A 13567-nucleotide genomic window follows, 5' to 3' on the forward strand; every position below is an offset into this window, starting at 1 on the left:
TTCCCCGTAGGCTCGTGGGGTGGCGATACGTGGCAGTGTCGAAACCTCCTTGGCGGAGTTGGCGGCGCGTGTCCGCCGGCGTGCTGAAGGTCATTCCGGTCGGTTTCTGCTGGGGATCGCGGGCCCGCCCGGTGCGGGCAAATCCACCCTCGCCCGCGGCATCCGCGACGAACTGAACCTCGCCGCCGGGACCGCCATCGCCGAAGTCGCGCCCATGGACGGCTTCCACTTCACCAACGACCGGCTGCGCGCCGCCGGAGTCCTGGACCGCAAGGGCGAACCGGAGACCTTCGACGCCGAAGGCTATGTGGCGCTGCTCCGAGCGCTCCGCGACGCCGCCCCCGGCGCCCCCGTGCCCTGGCCCACCTACGACCGCGACCTGCACGAACCGGTGCCCGGCGGCGTCGTCTTCGACCACCACGGCATCGTCGTCACCGAAGGCAACTACTTGCTCCTCGACGACCGCGCCCACCCGGGCTGGGCCGCCGTCCGCCCCCAGCTCGACGAGGCCTGGTACCTGGACGTGCCGCGCCCGATCATCGAACAGCGCCTGCTGCGCCGACATATTCGCGGCGGCCGCACCCCCGCGGCCGCCCGCGACAAGGTGACGAACAGCGACCTGCGCAATGCGGTCCTGGTCGAATCCACCCGCGGCCGAGCCGATCTGGTGCTCCGCAAAGCAGGTCGTGGCTACCGCATCGACTGAGTGGTTACCGCCCCGGCCGAGTATCGAAGTGCCGCATCCATTCCCGGGTGCCGAGGTAGCGACACGAGGCGCCGGCCACGACGGCCGCCTCGCGCAGGGCCGCCGGGAAGTCCGCGCCGCGTTCATGGAAGTGGCAGAACGCGCCGTGCAGGATGTCGCCCGCCCCGAGCGTATCGATCGCGGGCTCGGCGGGAACCCGGATCTCACCGCGGCCGCCCGGCATCGAATAGCGGATCGGGCCGCCGCCCCCGGTGACCGCCACCAGTGCCGGGCCCATCGCGTGCAGGTGGTCGAAGAGCTCGTCCGCCGAATCCGCCGCTACCCCAGGCGGAGTGAAGGCACCCGAGCAGATCGCGATATCCACGACGGGCAGCAGTTCGGCATGTACCGGTCGCCAGCGTCCGGCATCGAGCACCACCGGCACGCCCGCGTCGCGAGCCGCCGTCGCGAGCCGCACGGCATGGTCGGGATAGTGGCCGTCCACCAGCAGCAGTGACGCGTTCGCGACCGTCTCGGCCGTCGAGTCGTCGAGACCCGGATGGATCCGCGAGCCGTCCAGCGACACGATGGTCCGGGTGGCCGCTTCGGTGGCGACGATGATCGAGGACACCGGCGGTTGCTGATCACCGTCCGGGGTGAGGTCCACGGCGGTGACGCCGTGCTGCCGCAGATCACCCCGGATCAGTTCCGCCAGTGGGTGTTTTCCCAGCGCGGTGATCAGCGCGGGGTGCGCGCCGGACAGGAACGCGTAGGCGACCGCCGCATTGGCGGCCGGTCCGCCCGCGCCGAGGAACAGGTCGGCGGCCTGGGTCTTGGAGTCCTCGGCGGGATACCGGTCGACGGCATAGGCGAGATCCAGTGTCGACAATCCGGCGAAAACCGCACTCCTGCTTCCCATGCCGCCGACCCTACGGCGAGCTAGTCGCGCACCCGGTGCTCGTACGCCTTGCGCGCGTCGCCGTCCACGTCGTCGAGGAAGGCGGTCTGCGAGCCCAGCGCCCGCCCGATGGCGTCACCGACGGCCTGCGGCAGCAGCCCCACGGCCTGTGCGATGATCCCCGCCACCGTGGTGACGCGCGCCTTCGCCCTGGGCGCCACGATCAGCTTGGCGATGGCGTCGGCGATCTCCTCCGGTTCGGCCGCGCGCATCAGCTTGGGCAGTGAAACCCCGGAGCCCAGTTCGGTTTTGGTGAGCGTGGGCAGTACCGAGGAGAACTCGAGTCCGGTGCCCCGGTACTCCTCGCGCAGGGTGTCGGTGAAGCCGAGCACCGCGTGCTTGCTGGCGTTGTAGGTGGCCAGGCCGGGAATGTGGCTCTCGCCCGCCAGCGACGCGATATTGATGACGTGCCCGCGGCCGCGCGGCAGCATGCGGGCGATGGCCAGTTTGGAGCCGAGGATCACGCCGTACACATTGATGTCGAGGATGCGGCGGGTGATCTGGTCCGGCTCGTCCACCACGCGCCCGGTGGGCATGATCCCGGCATTGTTGATCAGCACGTCGATCGGGCCGAGGCGGCGTTCCACCTCGTCGAGGAAGCCCTCGAAGGACTGCTGGTCGGTGACGTCCAGCTTGTCGTAGACGTCGAAATCCCGTGCCGTGCCGGACTCTTTGACGGTGGTCTCGTCGATGTCGCCGATGGCGATCTTCGCGCCGAGCGCCTGCAGCGCGGTGGCGGTGGCCAGGCCGATGCCGCGCGCGCCGCCGGTGATCACCACGACCTTGCCGGCGATGGTTCCGAAGTCGGTCATCACAGCCCCCGCACGGTCTTGACGATGGCGGGCACGTTCAGGCGCCGCAGCCCGCGGGTGCCCGCGGCCCGCATGGCGCTCATGGCGAACATCAGCTTGGGCGGCGAATACGGGAACCACAGCGGTTCCTTGGTCATGGTGGGCAGGATCGGCTTGGTGATGGCCTGCTGGCGGCAGTACTTGCGCACGCCGTTGGGTCCGCCCCAGCGCGCGCCGATGCCGGACTGGCCCCAACCGCCCATGGGCAGTGCGAAGTTGAACAGATTGGCGAACACGTCGTTGATGTTGACCGCGCCCGCGTTCAGCTGGCGCGCAACGCGTTCGGCGCGATCGTTGTCGCGCGACCACACCGACGCGGACAGGCCGTAGATCGAATCATTGGCCAGCCGAATAGCTTCCGCCTCGTTGGCGACCTTCATGACCGGCAGCGTGGGGCCGAAGGTCTCCTCGGTCATGCAGGTCATGGTGTGGTCCACGTCGGCGAGCACGGTCGGCTCGAACAGCGTGCCGACGCCGGTCCGTTTGCCGCCGGTGGTGATTCGCGCACCCGCCTCGACGGCCTCCTCGACGTGCCGCTGGACGATCCGGGCCTGGTTCTCGTTGGCCAGCGCGCCCATGTCGTACTGCGGCTTGCGGCCGTCCACGCCCTGGCGGACCTCCTTGACCGCGGCGGTCAGCTTCGCCAGGAACTCGTCGTACACAGCGGCTTCCACGTACACGCGCTCCACCGAGATACAGACCTGTCCGGCGTTGAACAGCCCGCCGAAGGCGATGCCGTGCGCCGCCCGGTCCAGGTCGGCGTCGGCCAGCACGATGGCCGGGTCCTTGCCGCCGAGCTCCAGGCTGAACGGGATCATCCGCTCGGTGCAGGCCGCGGCGATCTTGCGGCCGGTGGCGGTGGAACCGGTGAACTGGATGTAGTCGGCGTTCCCGACCACGGCCGCGCCGGTCTCGCCCGCGCCGGTGACGACCTCGAACACCGGGGGCGCGCCGATCTCACGCCAGCCGCGCGCCAGTTCGACGGCCGAGAGCGGGGTCACCTCGGAGGGCTTGAGGATGACCGCCGCGCCCGCGGCCAGCGCCGGGATCACGTCGATGACCGGCATGGCCAGCGGGAAGTTCCACGGGGTGATCACGCCGACCACCGGGTACGGGCGGAAGACGGTGGTGAGCTGCTTGACCCGGGCCAGCGGGCTGTGCGGCGAAGGGTGTTCGTCGGCAAGGAATTTCGCGGCGCGGCGGGCGTAGTAGCCGGTGAGGTCGACCGAGAAGGCCGGGTCGATGAGCGAGTCCACGCGGGCCTTGCCGGTCTCGGACTGCAGCACGTCGGCCAGGTGGTCGGTGTTGTCGACCAGCCAGTCCTGGAGCTTGAGCAGCCACTCCTTGCGGCCGTCGGGGCCCAGGGCCTCCCAGGCGGGCTGGTGCGCGCGCAGCTCGCGGACCTTGGTCGCGACGGTGTCGGCCGAGTCGATCGGGACCGTCCCGGCGAGCGCCCCGGTCGCGGGATTGCGGACCTCGAGCTCGGTAGCCGGTGCCGGGGCCTCGGGCTGCGGGGCGGCCTTGGTCGCGGTTCCGGCTGCCTTGCGGGTCCCGGTCTTGCGAGCGGTGCCCGCTGCGGGTTCGGTATTGGTCACGATGTGCCTCTCCCCATGCGCTACGTTGCGATGGCGAGCTGTGTGCCAGCTCACCGGACTATGATCGTGACACAATTTCGCGAGCCCATGCTTGGCCAATCGGGTCAATAGTTCCGGTCGGTTTTGTGCTCGGAGTACAAACCCCGGAGGTGCCCCCGTGACGACGACGCCGAACAGCGCCGAGATCCGGCGATGGATCGCCGATTTCGTCGCCGAGACCCTGCCCGCCGAAACCCTCGAACAGGTCGTCACCCGCCTCGACAACGCGATCATCGCCCGCATCCCCGAACTGTGCGACCGTGATATGCGCCGCGACCTGGCCGCCAGCAGCCGCGCCCACGCCGTCGCCGTGCTCAGCGGCCTCACCCAGGACCGCTTCGACTACCCGGTCCCCGAGGAAGCCCACGCCTTCGCCCGCACCGTCGCCCGCCGCGGCTACGACGTGCGCCTGCTGCTGCGCGTCTACCACTTCGGGCAGGAAGCCTGCATCGACTACATGACCGAGGTGCTCGAACAGCGGCAACTGCCGCGCGATATCGAAAGATCGCTGCTGCTACGGCTTTTCGACCGCACCACGCGCTGGGTCAGCACCTCGGTCGAAACCCTCACCGACACCTACATGGCCGAACGCGAACGCGGCCTGCGCGCCGCTCTCACCCAGCGCGCCGAGATCGTGCGCAGCCTGCTCGACGGGGCCGACGTGGACACCGAGAGCGCCTCGGCCCGGCTCGGATATCGGCTCGGGCAACGGCATCTGGCGCTCGTGGTGTGGACCGACGAGGATGCCGCGCCGTTGCCGTCCGACGGCAGCGGAGAGGCGGTGGGCCGGCTCGACCGGATCGTGGCCCGATTCGCGGGCACGCTCGGCAACGGCAGCCTGCTCACCGTGCCCTCCGGCGCGGCCGCGCTGTGGGCCTGGATCGGCGTGGACGGTGACGGAGTGTCCGTCCCGGCGATTCCCGGGCCGGACGATCCGGTGTGGTCGGTGGACGCGCCCGTGCGCGTGGCGGTCGGCGTGCCCGCCACGCACACCGCCGGATTCCGGGCCAGCCACCGCGAGGCGGTCGCGGCCCGGCAGGTCGCCGAACGGGCCCGGCCCGATACGCCGCGGGTGCTGCACTACTCGGAGGTGGAGGTCGCCTACCTGACGGGCACCGACGAGGCCGCGATGCGATCGCTCATCGAACGGGAACTGGGCGCACTGGCCGCGCCCGACCCGCAGTCGGCGCGATTGCGCGAAACCTTGCATGCCTATCTCCGAGCCCGGCGCAGCCCCGACGCGGCCGCGAAAATGCTCGGCGTGCACAAGAACACGGTGCGATACCGCGTTCAGCGCATAGAAGAACTACTCGGTCACTCACTCGACCAGCGCGGACCTCGGCTGGAGATCGCGCTCGACTGCGTGGCGGTGTACGGCGTGTGATTCGGCGAGCCTCAGCTGGCCTCCTCCGCGACGGCCTCCCGGGCGGCCCGGCGACGGGTGGGCGGTTCGCCCTCCGAGGCTCGGCGTTCCGGTAATTCGGCCAGCAATTGGGTAGTGGCGGCGGCGATTGCCGCGACCGCCTTGTCCACCGCGGTCTTGGTGGCTGTCGTCAATCCCGACACCCCGCCGACTTTCCGCACGTATTCCTGTGCGGCGGCATAGATTTCCTGCTCGGTGGCGGCCGGTGTGAGCCCGCGCAGCAGGGTGATGTTCCCACTCATGCCCCCAGAGGTTAGCGTCGGATTACCCGCTGTGACAGGGCAAGATTCAGACAATTGCGTGACTGTGTCGTGCCGGGTCGCCGGAATTACGGACCGAATGGTTTGCCGATTATTCGCACCCGCCGCGACAGGTGTGGCAGACGCGATCGGCGAATAGGCGGCCACTCCAAGATCGATGGGGAACAATCGGGTTATGCCCGCCCGCGACGTACCCACGCTGACCACATTTCCCTATCCGGAGCTGGACCAGCGCGAAGACGATCATTGGTCCGGTGCGCAGGTCTCGGACGACGAACTGCGCGCACTGGCGCTCGGCGGCTTCTATTCAGCGCGCTGGGACGCCTTCCACGACGCGCTGCTGCTCGGACCCGAACGGGATCACCCCTTGGGTGATCGCCGCGAACTTGCCATCGACACCCTCACCGGCGCCTGGGGCATCACCGACGGCACCGAGGCCATGGCCTCGATGGAACAACTGCTCGACGGCATGCACGGCCCGCTCTACGCGCTCGTGCATCCGCTCGTCATGGCGGCCATCAACTCCCCTGAACGCGACCGCTTCGGCGAACGCGCGGATCGTCATCGCGCCTTCCTACGCCAGGTCGGATCTTTCCGCGGCATGGAGAATCCCGAAGCCCTGGTCCGCGATTACGACATCTGGTCGCAGGCCATCAAACTCGGTCTCACCGATCACCTGGTCCGCCCGCTGCCCACCGATATCCAGGCCTGGGATCTGGCCCGCGTGGTGGCCGTCGCCCGCATGGCCTACACCGCCGGCTACCTCGACGCCGACGTCGCCTGGGACTACCTGATGCGGGCCCTGCCCCCGGCTCAGCGCAAATACCGGAACTGGCGGCAATTCGGCGACGCCTACCTGGCGGGGTGGACCTACTGGCAGGCCTGCGAGGACCTCGCGGAACTGAAATCCGGCGGCGTGGACCGGCGGATGGAATTGCTACGCCTGTGGATGCGGCCGACCAGCCCGTGGCGGCGGATCACGCTGCAGCCGGACGAATGACATCCCCGGTTTGGGGGCCATTCGCCCCCAAACCCGTGCCGCGGTCCGGCGGTGCCGATCAGTCCGGCAGGGATCGGAGAATTCCGCGGCCGTAACGCTGGAACTGCGCGTCGTCGACCATGCCGAGCGAATGCCGCTCGACCAGCAATTCCCACTCCGCGTACAGCTTCGCCACGCCCGGATCGGCCGGCCCGGCCGCACCGTCGGCGACCTCGCGCTGAATGGCGAAATTCAACGCGCCCGCGACCCGATCGGTATCGGCGCGATCGGTGCCGAGGAAATTCCAGATCAGATTGCCATCACTGACCTCGAAACCGTATTCACCCGGCGCCGAGTCCGCCGCGTCCTCGTCGTCGGTGGTGCGAGCCCACAGCAGGGTCGCGATCGGCAGCTCGTGGGCGAAACGCTTGCCTATGCCGAGGGCCACGAAGATCAGCCGCGTGGTGGTGACCGCGAGCAGGCCGGTGGCCTTGGGCGCGGGCGCCTGCGCGGTGACCAGGGCCGTCTCCAGCACGTACTCGCCGGGCGTGACGAACCGCTGCAATGCCGCGATCGCGGGCTTGGCGTCCCGCTTGGGAGCCATGCGCCGCACCGCGCGGTCCACGTCGGCGCGGGCGGGTCCGCCGCGGCCCCAGGAGGGCGCGGGCGGGGTCAGATCGGGGGCGGCCACGTCCAGCCGCTGGGTGGCCAGAATCTGGTTGTTGATCCGCTCGACGATGACGGTCGCGGCGGGCACATCGTGTTCGGCGATGAGCACCGGCAGCGGGGTCCGGTCGGCGGGGACTCCGGTCAGGACCGGGGTGGGGTAGCGGAGATAGATCTCGATGACGACGGCGTCATCGGCGCGCCGGTTCAAACGCACCTTCAGCAGGTCGCTCACCGGCACGTCGAGCACGCGCTCGCCGTCCGTTCCAGGCCGCAGCACCGTCAACCGCCCGTTGCCATGACGCACAATCGCCGTGGGTGTCCGTAGCTCGACTATGTCCATACCCCCTGCGCTCTGTTGTGTCGCCACTCACGATGTAACGACCATGCCATGATTGTGACCACGAGGTCCGACACCAGGGGGTGATCGAACCGACGTGTTGCCGCAAGTGGTCGGGGAACCACCCGCGTTCTCCAGCCGTTTACCTGTTGAACTGCACTAGCTGCCGAACTGCGCGATGTAACGACTAGACCGTACGCGGTACCGTGGCATGTCCGCATCCGTTCGCCGGAACGGGCGTGCCCCGAAAGCACAGCAGGCAACCGGATACACCCCCCGGAAAGGACTGGCCTCCGGCCGACGCTCTATGACCCGCAAGAATGTGTTCCGCAACCTGGCCATAGTCGCGGGCTTTCTGCTCGTGATCTGGTTGGTCAGCTATTTCAGCAACGACACGCGCGGCTGGCATAGCGTCGATACTTCGGTGGCGCTGTCCCAGCTGCAGGACAAGCAGAATGTCGAATCGGTTCAGATCGACGACAAAGAACAGCAGCTGCGCATCACGCTGAAGAATCCCACCGACGCGACCAAGGGCGAGACCAAGCTGCTCGCCAAGTATCCGGGCGGCGGTGAGGTGTCCGCCCAGATGTTCAAGGCCGCGCAGGATTCCGGCGCCAAGGTGAACACCTCGGTCAAGCAGGACTCGTGGCTGAGCCAGATCCTGCTCTTCATGCTGCCCATGGTGATCCTGTTGGGCCTGTTCATCTTCGTGATGTCGCGCATGCAGGGCGGCGGCCGCGGCGGCATGATGGGCTTCGGCAAGTCGAAGGCCAAGCTGCTGTCGAAGGACATGCCCAAGACCACGTTCCAGGATGTGGCGGGCGCCGACGAGGCCATCGAAGAGCTCGAGGAGATCAAGGACTTCCTGCAGCAGCCGGCGCGGTACCAGGCGCTGGGCGCGAAGATCCCCAAGGGCGTGCTGCTCTACGGCCCGCCCGGCACCGGAAAGACGTTGCTGGCCAAGGCCGTTGCCGGTGAGGCGGGCGTGCCGTTCTTCACCATCTCCGGTTCGGACTTCGTCGAGATGTTCGTCGGTGTCGGCGCCTCCCGCGTGCGTGACCTGTTCGATCAGGCCAAGCAGAACAGCCCCTGCATCATCTTCGTCGACGAGATCGACGCGGTCGGCCGCCAGCGCGGCGCGGGTCTGGGCGGCGGTCACGACGAGCGCGAACAGACCCTGAACCAGCTGCTGGTCGAGATGGACGGCTTCGGTGAGCGCACCGGCGTCATCATCATGGCGGCCACCAACCGGCCCGACATCCTGGACCCGGCGCTGCTGCGTCCGGGCCGTTTCGACCGGCAGATCCCGGTCGGCAACCCGGACCTCAAGGGTCGCCGCGCGATCCTGGCCGTGCACTCCAAGGGCAAGCCGATCTCGCCGGAAGCCGACCTGGACGGTCTGGCCAAGCGCACCGTCGGCATGTCGGGCGCGGATCTGGCGAACGTCATCAACGAGGCCGCGCTGCTCACCGCGCGCGTGCACGGCACCGTGATCACCGGTGCGGCCCTGGAGGAGTCGGTCGACCGCGTCATCGGCGGCCCCCGCCGCAAGTCGCGGGTGATCAGCGAGCACGAGAAGAAGATCACCGCCTACCACGAGGCCGGTCACACCCTGGCCGCCTGGGCGATGCCCGATATCGAGCCCGTCTACAAGGTCACCATCCTGGCCCGCGGCCGCACCGGCGGCCACGCCATGACCGTGCCCGAGGACGACAAGGGCCTGATGACCCGCTCGGAGATGATCGCCCGCCTGGTGTTCGCCATGGGTGGTCGCGCGGCCGAGGAACTGGTGTTCCACGAGCCGACCACGGGCGCGTCGTCCGATATCGACCAGGCCACCAAGACCGCGAAGGCCATGGTCACCGAGTACGGCATGAGCGCCCGCCTGGGCGCGGTCCGCTACGGCCAGGAGCAGGGCGACCCGTTCCTGGGCCGGTCCATGGGCATGGGTTCGGACTACTCGCACGAGGTGGCCCGCGAGATCGACGAGGAGGTGCGCAACCTCATCGAGGCCGCGCACACCGAGGCCTGGTCGGTGCTCAGCGACTACCGCGACGAGCTGGACTCGCTGGCCACCGCGCTGCTGGAACGCGAGACCCTGCACCGCAAGGACCTCGAGACCATCCTCGCCACCGTCGAGAAGCGGCCGCGCATCACGGCTTTCAACGATTTCGGTGAGCGCAAGCCCTCCGACCGCCCGCCGGTGAAGACGCCGCGCGAGCTGGCCGCCGAGCGCGGTGAGCCGTTCCCGGAGGAGGAGTCGCGCCCGGCGCAGCCCGCCAACGGGTACCCGGATCCGGCCTACGCCGGGGCGCAGCCGCAGTACGGCGTCGGCTATCCGGCCCCCGCGCCGCAGGGCTACCCGGCGGCGCCGCAGGCTCCGGCCTACCCCCGCCACGGCACGCCCACCCACGGTTCGCGTCCGGACTACGGCGCTCCGGCCGGCTGGTCCGCGCCGGGCTGGCCGCCGCAGGAGGACGAGGGTCAGACCCCGCAGCCGCGCGGCGCGTACGGCGGCTGGGCGCCCGCGGGTAACCAGCGGTATCAGCCGGGCGGTCAGTACCAGCCGGGCTATCAGCAGCCGGAGTCCCCGGCCGCGCCGCCCGCCGCCGGGAATGACGAGGACGAGAAGAACGGTTGGGACGGACCGAACGGTCGTCGCTGACCACGGTCCCGATACGCTCTAGGGGTTCGCGGCCCGGCTCGGGCGAGTTCGTTCGCGGGGCGATTGCCCACGCGAAGGGACTCGCCCGAGTGGCACGGCGACCGCGTCCAGGCCGCGTCTGTATGTGCGGCAAGTCAACACAGGAGGTATCGATTGTCGGCCACCAACAATCGTGTCGTACCCGCCCCGATCGCGCTCGGCACCGGTCGGCAGTTCGATCAGGAGCGTGCCGAGGCCGCTGTCCGCGAACTGCTGATCGCGGTCGGCGAGGACCCGGACCGTCCCGGTCTCGCCGATACCCCGGCCCGGGTGGCCCGGGCCTACCGCGAGATGTTCGCCGGCTTGTTCACCGATCCGTCCGATGTCCTCAACACCACGTTCGAGGAAGGGCACCAGGAACTGGTGCTGGTGCGCGACATCCCCATGTACTCGACCTGTGAACACCATCTGGTGGCGTTCCACGGCGTCGCGCACGTCGGCTACATCCCCGGCCCGCACGGCCGGGTGACCGGTCTGTCCAAGCTGGCCCGTCTGGTCGACCTCTACGCCAAGCGCCCGCAGGTGCAGGAGCGGCTCACCTCCCAGATCGCCGACGCGGTGATGGAGAAGCTGGATCCGCGCGGCGCGATCGTGGTGATCGAGGCCGAGCACCTGTGCATGGCGATGCGCGGCATCCGCAAGCCGGGCGCGTCCACCACCACCTCGGCCGTGCGCGGCATGCTGCAGAGCAATGCCTCCTCGCGCGCCGAGGCCCTGGACCTCATTCTCCGAAAGTGAGCGGGCTGACCATGGCCGAGAGTGGTACGCGGGGGGCCGAATTGGTTGTTCCTCGTGGGGGCCGCTCGTGCGTGGTCATGGGCGTCGTGAACGTCACCAGCGATTCGTTCTCCGACGGCGGCCGCTACCTGGATCCGGGTCTGGCGGTGGCGCACGGGCTCGAGCTGTACGGGATGGGCGCGGACATCGTCGATGTCGGCGGTGAGTCGACGCGGCCGGGCGCTATCCGGATCGATCCGGAAACCGAAGCGGCGCGGGTGGTTCCGGTGATCCGGGAGCTGGCCGCGGCGGGTGTGCCGACCAGCGTGGACACCATGCGGGCCGATGTGGCCGCGGCGGCGATCGCGGCGGGCGTGACCATGGTCAACGACGTGTCCGGCGGTCGCGCCGACGCGAACATGGTGAAAGTGGTCGCGGAGTCCGGGATTCCGTGGATCCTCATGCACTGGCGCGCCGAGGCGGACTACCGGCACGCCGGGGCCGCCGAGCAGTACGACGACGTGGTGTCGAAGGTGTGGGAGGAACTCAACGCCCAGGTCGAGTTCGCGCTCGCCGGCGGCGTCGCCCGGGAGCAGCTGGTGCTGGATCCGGGTCTGGGCTTCGCCAAGAACGCCGACCACAACTGGGAGTTGCTGGGCGGCTTGTTCTATCGCATGACCGAGATGATGGACGCCGGGATCCCGATCCTGATCGGGGCCTCCCGCAAGCGTTTCCTCGGCGCGCTGCTGGCCGAGGGCGAGACCCCGCGTCCGCCCGACGGCCGCGAGGTGGCCACGGCCACGATCTCCGCGCTGGCCGCCGAGCACGGCGCGTGGGGCGTGCGGGTGCACGACGTGCAGTCGTCTCTGGACGCGATTTCGGTGGTGGACGCCACCACCCGGGCCGCGCGGCGGCTGCGGGAGCGGTATCGGCGGGAAGCGGGGCAGTGGCAGTGAGCGGGGACCGGATCGAATTGCGCGGCCTGCGCGTCTTCGGCCACCACGGGGTGTTCGACTTCGAGAAGCGCGACGGCCAGGAGTTCGTCGTGGATCTCACGCTGTGGACCGACTTCTCGGCCGCCGCCGAATCCGACGACATCGCCGACACGATCCATTACGGCGAACTCGCCGAGCAGGTGGTGGCCATCGTGGCGGGCGAGCCGAAGGACCTGATCGAGACGGTGGTCTCGAACATCGCCGACGAGGTGATGGCCGATTCCCGCATCCAGGCGCTGGAAGTGGTGCTGCACAAGCCTTTCGCGCCGATTCCGCATACCTTCGAAGACGTCCGGGTAGTCACGTCCCGCCGGCGCGCAGCAGACCCTGAGGGAGCGGAGGAGTAGCGGTGACCCGCGTAGTCCTGTCCATCGGATCCAATCTCGGCGACCGGCTGGCGCATCTGCGCAGCGTCGTGGAGGCCCTGGGCCCGCGCCTGGTGGCGGTCTCGTCGGTCTACTCGACGCCGCCCTGGGGCGGGGTGCCGCAGCAGGACTACCTGAATGCCGTCCTGGTGGCCGACGATCCGGCGTTGGAGCCCTCGGACTGGCTACGCCTGGGTCAGGAGCTGGAGCAGGCGGCGGGCCGGGTCCGGGAAGTCCGCTGGGGCGCGCGCACTCTCGACGTGGACGTGGTGTCCGCCGAGCAGCGCCGCCGCGACGGCCGGACCGTGGTGCGCAGTCTGGATCCGGTGTTGACGCTGCCGCACCCGCAGGCGCATCACCGCGCGTTCGTGCTGGTGCCGTGGCTCGAGGTGGAGCCGGACGCGGAACTGGAGGCGGCCGGGGCGCTGCGCTCACTGCGAGAGTGGCTGTCCGCCTTGGACGGCGCCGAGGTGCTGGGCGTGCGCCGCACCGAGTTGACGCTGGGCTGGACGCCGCGGTGAAGCCGACTCGCATTCTCGATCTGTGCGCGAACGTGCTGCTGGCCGCGGTGGTGGCGTGGATCGCCACCAATGTGGCGTACTCCAGCTTCCCGCCGATCTCGGTGTTCTCGGGCGCGTCGCTGCTGCCGGTGGCGCTGCTGGAGGTGGTGCTGGCCTTCGTGATTCGGCAGCGTAAGGACAATCACGGGATCGGTCCCGGTTCGGGGCAGCTGCATCCGATCACGGCGGCCCGCGCGGTGGCGCTGGCCAAGGCGTCGGCGCAGGTGGGCTCGCTGGTGGGCGGGATCTGGCTGGGTTTCCTGGTGTGGCTGGCCATGCATTCGGATCTGCGTGCGGCGACGGCGGATACGCCGGGCGCGGTGGTGGGTCTGGTCAGCGGTATCGCGCTGGTCGGGGCGGCGTTGTGGCTGGAGTATTGCTGTCGCGCGCCCATCGAGCCGCCTGACGAGGCGGCTACTTCGTAGCTAAC

Annotated in this window: 14 protein-coding genes; 9 read left to right on the forward strand and 5 right to left on the reverse strand. The window is 69.4% G+C overall.

Annotation, left to right across the window (positions count from 1 at the left end; all coding sequences use genetic code 11):
- Positions 1-19 precede the first annotated feature (19 nt).
- A complete protein-coding gene (locus ACQPYY_RS02015; RefSeq protein ID WP_433592581.1) occupies positions 20-706 on the forward strand; it encodes a nucleoside/nucleotide kinase family protein in 687 nt (228 codons plus the stop codon).
- 4 nt (positions 707-710) lie between these two features.
- Here ACQPYY_RS02015 and ACQPYY_RS02020 read toward each other — a convergent pair whose 3' ends face one another.
- From ACQPYY_RS02020 to ACQPYY_RS02030, 3 genes are read right to left on the reverse strand one after another with little or no spacing between them, the layout of a single operon-like run.
- Positions 711-1604, reverse strand: coding sequence for a PfkB family carbohydrate kinase (locus ACQPYY_RS02020; RefSeq protein WP_433592582.1), 894 nt, complete (start codon positions 1602-1604; stop codon positions 711-713).
- A gap of 20 nt (positions 1605-1624) precedes the next feature.
- Entirely contained in the window at positions 1625-2455 is an 831-nt protein-coding gene (locus ACQPYY_RS02025) for an SDR family oxidoreductase (RefSeq protein WP_433592583.1), read from the reverse strand.
- The gene (locus tag ACQPYY_RS02030; protein WP_433592584.1) at positions 2455-4089 is read right to left on the reverse strand and encodes an aldehyde dehydrogenase family protein; all 1635 of its coding nucleotides are present in this window, start codon (positions 4087-4089) and stop codon (positions 2455-2457) included. The genes ACQPYY_RS02025 and ACQPYY_RS02030 overlap by 1 nt, the downstream gene beginning before the upstream one ends.
- Before the next feature lie 157 nt (positions 4090-4246).
- Between ACQPYY_RS02030 and ACQPYY_RS02035 the strand changes: the two genes are divergently transcribed.
- Positions 4247-5512 (forward strand): PucR family transcriptional regulator, encoded by a 1266-nt coding sequence (locus ACQPYY_RS02035; RefSeq protein ID WP_433592585.1) that lies wholly within the window; start codon positions 4247-4249, stop codon positions 5510-5512.
- A gap of 11 nt (positions 5513-5523) precedes the next feature.
- Here ACQPYY_RS02035 and ACQPYY_RS02040 read toward each other — a convergent pair whose 3' ends face one another.
- A complete protein-coding gene (locus tag ACQPYY_RS02040) occupies positions 5524-5793 on the reverse strand; it encodes a DUF2277 family protein (RefSeq protein ID WP_433592586.1) in 270 nt (89 codons plus the stop codon).
- A 193-nt stretch (positions 5794-5986) separates the two neighbouring features.
- Between ACQPYY_RS02040 and ACQPYY_RS02045 the strand changes: the two genes are divergently transcribed.
- Entirely contained in the window at positions 5987-6811 is an 825-nt protein-coding gene (locus ACQPYY_RS02045) for a DUF1266 domain-containing protein (protein WP_357087511.1), read from the forward strand.
- Positions 6812-6869: 58 nt separating this feature from the next.
- Here ACQPYY_RS02045 and ACQPYY_RS02050 read toward each other — a convergent pair whose 3' ends face one another.
- Positions 6870-7799 (reverse strand): hypothetical protein, encoded by a 930-nt coding sequence (locus ACQPYY_RS02050; RefSeq protein WP_433592587.1) that lies wholly within the window; start codon positions 7797-7799, stop codon positions 6870-6872.
- Between the two features lie 304 nt (positions 7800-8103).
- On the opposite strand from ACQPYY_RS02050, the gene ftsH reads away from it, so the two are divergent.
- The 6 genes from ftsH (at position 8104) to ACQPYY_RS02080 (ending at position 13562) form a co-directional block, all read left to right on the forward strand.
- Positions 8104-10461: an ATP-dependent zinc metalloprotease FtsH gene (gene ftsH / locus ACQPYY_RS02055; RefSeq protein WP_433592588.1), complete on the forward strand. Its 2358-nt coding sequence runs from the start codon at positions 8104-8106 to the stop codon at positions 10459-10461.
- A gap of 153 nt (positions 10462-10614) precedes the next feature.
- Complete coding sequence (folE, locus tag ACQPYY_RS02060) at positions 10615-11238, forward strand: GTP cyclohydrolase I FolE (RefSeq protein ID WP_433592589.1); 624 nt, start codon at positions 10615-10617, stop codon at positions 11236-11238.
- Between the two features lie 77 nt (positions 11239-11315).
- A complete protein-coding gene (gene folP / locus ACQPYY_RS02065) occupies positions 11316-12173 on the forward strand; it encodes a dihydropteroate synthase (protein ID WP_433594546.1) in 858 nt (285 codons plus the stop codon).
- The gene (gene folB, locus ACQPYY_RS02070) at positions 12164-12559 is read left to right on the forward strand and encodes a dihydroneopterin aldolase (RefSeq protein WP_433592590.1); all 396 of its coding nucleotides are present in this window, start codon (positions 12164-12166) and stop codon (positions 12557-12559) included. Before folP ends, folB begins: the two co-directional genes overlap by 10 nt.
- A 2-nt stretch (positions 12560-12561) precedes the next feature.
- The gene (gene folK / locus ACQPYY_RS02075) at positions 12562-13098 is read left to right on the forward strand and encodes a 2-amino-4-hydroxy-6-hydroxymethyldihydropteridine diphosphokinase (RefSeq protein WP_357275692.1); all 537 of its coding nucleotides are present in this window, start codon (positions 12562-12564) and stop codon (positions 13096-13098) included.
- Positions 13095-13562 (forward strand): DUF3180 domain-containing protein, encoded by a 468-nt coding sequence (locus ACQPYY_RS02080; protein WP_379106176.1) that lies wholly within the window; start codon positions 13095-13097, stop codon positions 13560-13562. The genes folK and ACQPYY_RS02080 overlap by 4 nt, the downstream gene beginning before the upstream one ends.
- Positions 13563-13567 lie beyond the last annotated feature (5 nt).

The organism is Nocardia sp. CA-145437, from assembly GCF_050956485.1.
GTDB lineage: Bacteria > Actinomycetota > Actinomycetes > Mycobacteriales > Mycobacteriaceae > Nocardia.

Coding starts and splice junctions, on each gene's coding strand:
- ACQPYY_RS02020 (WP_433592582.1), bottom strand. CDS start 1,604: ATGGGAAGCAGGAGTGCGGTTTTCGCCGGATTGTCGACACTGGATCTC.
- ACQPYY_RS02025 (WP_433592583.1), bottom strand. CDS start 2,455: ATGACCGACTTCGGAACCATCGCCGGCAAGGTCGTGGTGATCACCGGC.
- ACQPYY_RS02040 (WP_433592586.1), bottom strand. CDS start 5,793: ATGAGTGGGAACATCACCCTGCTGCGCGGGCTCACACCGGCCGCCACC.
- ACQPYY_RS02045 (WP_357087511.1), top strand. CDS start 5,987: ATGCCCGCCCGCGACGTACCCACGCTGACCACATTTCCCTATCCGGAG.
- ACQPYY_RS02050 (WP_433592587.1), bottom strand. CDS start 7,799: ATGGACATAGTCGAGCTACGGACACCCACGGCGATTGTGCGTCATGGC.
- ftsH (WP_433592588.1), top strand. CDS start 8,104: ATGACCCGCAAGAATGTGTTCCGCAACCTGGCCATAGTCGCGGGCTTT.
- folP (WP_433594546.1), top strand. CDS start 11,316: ATGGGCGTCGTGAACGTCACCAGCGATTCGTTCTCCGACGGCGGCCGC.